This is a genomic window from Streptomyces sp. MnatMP-M17 (genome assembly GCF_900091995.1).
In the GTDB taxonomy this organism is placed as follows: domain Bacteria; phylum Actinomycetota; class Actinomycetes; order Streptomycetales; family Streptomycetaceae; genus Streptomyces.
On the sequence record NZ_FMDK01000305.1, the window covers coordinates 1 to 2,727 of the forward strand.

Sequence of the window (2,727 nt, forward strand, 5' to 3'; positions counted from 1 at the left end):
GGCCGCCGAGGCCGGATTCGGACTGCGCGCCCTCGTCGTCGCCCATCTCGCCGAGGCCCGCGCCCACTGGCCCGCCACCGCCGCCACCTCGGGCGCCACCTCGGGCCCGGCCTCCGGCTACGGCATCGCCTCCGGCCGCGGCACCGTCGACAGTGTCCTCGCCGCCGTCGAGCAGGCCGTCGACGCGTTCGCCGAAGGCCACGAACGCGCCCAGCGGCTCGCCGTACGCCAGGAGGCCGCCGCGCGCCGGGAGTTCATCGACGACCTGCTGTACGGGCGCAGCGATCTCGGGCGGCTGGCGGAGCGCGCCGAGCGGTTCGGGCTGCGGCTCTCGTACGCGCACGCCGTCGCGGTCGCCGAGGGCGCCGTCCCGTACGACGAGGAGGAGCCCGTACCGCGCGCCGTGGAACAGGCTCTGATCGGCCGGTTCGGCGACCGCAGCGTGCTGCTCACCACCAAGGCCGGCCGGCTGGTGTGCATCGCGCCCGGCGACCAGGGCGAGGTACTGACCTACTTCGCCAAGCAGGCGTTCGCGGCCACGGACGGCGGCCGGGTCGCCATCGGCCGTCCGCAGCCCGGTGTGGGCGGAGTGGTCCAGTCCTACGAGGAGGCCCTGAACGTCCTCGATCTCGCCGCGCGGCTCGCCATGGACGTGCCCGTGCTGTACGCCGCCGATCTGCTCGTCTATCCGGTGCTCACCCGCGACCGGCACGCCATGACCGAACTCGTCCTCAGCACGCTCGGTCCGCTGGAGTCCGCCCGGGGCGGGGCCCAGCCGCTCATGGAGACGCTCTCCACCTACTTCGACGCGGGCTGTGTGGCGGCGGAGGCGGCGCGCCGGCTGTCGCTGAGCGTACGGGCCCTGACGTACCGGCTGGAGCGGATCCACAAGCTCACCGGCGCCGATCCCGCCGATCCCATGCATCGCTACACCTTGCAGACGGCCGTCATCGGGGCAAGGCTGCTGGACTGGCCGACGAAACCATTCTGAGCCCGTAGGCGTGGGTGTAGTTGAAGCCGGCGGCAGGCAGTCGGCTGACCGTCAGCCGGCCGGTGGTCGACAACGGCAGCCGTCGGCAGTCGGCATTAAGAACGCGTTAAGACTGCCGGAAACCGGCAATGCGCACGGCCGTCCACGAATGGGAACATGGCGCCCTGCCCGAGGGAGACCGCGGGGGATCCGGGGCAGTGGGGAGGTGGGTCCGATGACCTTGTTTCTGGGTCTCGGCATCGCGGGGATCGTGCTGCTCGTCCTCTCGTTGATCTTCGACGGGATTCTGGAAGGGCTCTTCGGCGGCGTCGGGATGCTCAACGGCCTCTTCGACGGGCTGCTGTCGCTGCCGGTGATCGCCGGGTTCGTCTCGATGCTCGGTTTCGGCGGCGCGATCGTCCAGGGCACCACGGATCTCGGTACGGGACCGGCCGCCGTCGCGGGGGCGGCGGCCGGTGTGGTGGCCGGATGGCTGACCTGGAAGTTCAGCAGGGCGCTGATGCGTGACCAGACCACGGCGACTCCGCGAGGTGACGATCTCGTGGGCACCGCGGGCACGGTCGTCACCGCGATTCCGGCCACCGGCTACGGCGAGGTGCTGCTGCGGCTCGGCGGCCAGACGGTGAAGTACTCCGCCAAGAGCGAGCAACCGGTGGAGTACGGCGCCGAGATCTGGGTGGAGGCGACGCTCTCGTCGAGTTCCGTCTCCGTACGCCCGGTCCAGCGCTGACCGGTCCCGGCCGGCCGTCCGCGCGGCCGTCGGAACAGCCGTCCGGACAGCCGTGGAAAGCCGTCGGGACAGCCGTGCCGACGAACACCCCCGTGAACACCCCCGTGAACCAGCGCAGCGCGTGGAACGTTCCGCGCGCACCGATCCGAACTGCCGTCCCTCGGGGGGCAAGGGAGAGGCCACAATGAGTCCAGTCGTCATCGCCGTGCTGGGGGTCGTCGTACTCGTCGCCCTGCTGGCACTGGCCGTCATCACGCGGTACAAGGTCGCCGGTCCCAGCCAGGCGTTCATCGTCACCGGCCGCCGCGGCAAGTCGTCCACCGATCCGGCCACCGGCCGGGTGTCCATGGACACCAGCGGCCAGAAGGTCGTGGTCGGCGGCGGAGTCTTCGTCGTGCCGTTCGTCCAGCAGAAGTTCACGCTCGACCTGTCCAGCCGGCACATCCCGGTCGCCGTGCGCGGCGCCGTCACGCTGCGCGGAGTGAAGGCCAACCTCGACGGTGTGGCCATCGTCAAGGTCGGCGGCACCGAGGACTCCATCCGGGCCGCGGCCCAGCGGTTCCTCCAGCAGCAGGGCGGCATCGTCGGCTTTACGCAGGAGGTGCTCTCCGGCGCGCTGCGCTCCATCGTCGGCCGGATGTCGGTGGAGGACATCATCCGGGACCGCGCGGCCTTCGCCGGGCAGGTCGCGGAGGAGGCCGAGGCGAGCCTGTCCGGGCAGGGCCTGGTGCTCGACGCGTTCCAGATCCAGGACATCACCACCGAGGGCTCGTATCTGGAGGACCTCGGCCGTCCCGAGGCCGCCCGCGCCAAGCAGGAGGCCGATATCGCGGAGGCGGTGGCGCGCCGGGCGGCCGAGCAGGCGCGGCTGAAGGCCGAGGAAGAGATCGCGATCGCGCAGCGGACGTTCTATCTGAAGCAGGCCGAGATCAAGGCCGAGACGGACGAGGCCGCGGCGCGCGCGGCGGCGGCGGGCCCGCTGGCCCAGGCGGCGCGCGAGCAGGAC

3 protein-coding genes are annotated in these 2,727 nt (G+C 71.7%); all 3 read left to right on the forward strand.

Annotation, left to right across the window (positions count from 1 at the left end):
• Positions 1–991, forward strand: a 991-nt coding sequence (locus GA0115259_RS14315) for a PucR family transcriptional regulator (protein ID WP_107469187.1), incomplete at its 5' end; no start/stop codon positions are given.
• A gap of 214 nt (positions 992–1,205) precedes the next feature.
• Positions 1,206–1,721, forward strand: coding sequence for a hypothetical protein (locus GA0115259_RS14320; RefSeq protein ID WP_093596146.1), 516 nt, complete (start codon positions 1,206–1,208; stop codon positions 1,719–1,721).
• A 184-nt stretch (positions 1,722–1,905) separates the two neighbouring features.
• The coding region (locus GA0115259_RS14325) for a flotillin family protein (protein ID WP_141716561.1) at positions 1,906–2,727 on the forward strand (822 nt) is incomplete at its 3' end.

Excerpts from the sequence above, each read along its gene's own strand:
- GA0115259_RS14320 (WP_093596146.1), top strand. The coding sequence starts at position 1,206 with ATGACCTTGTTTCTGGGTCTCGGCATCGCGGGGATCGTGCTGCTCGTC.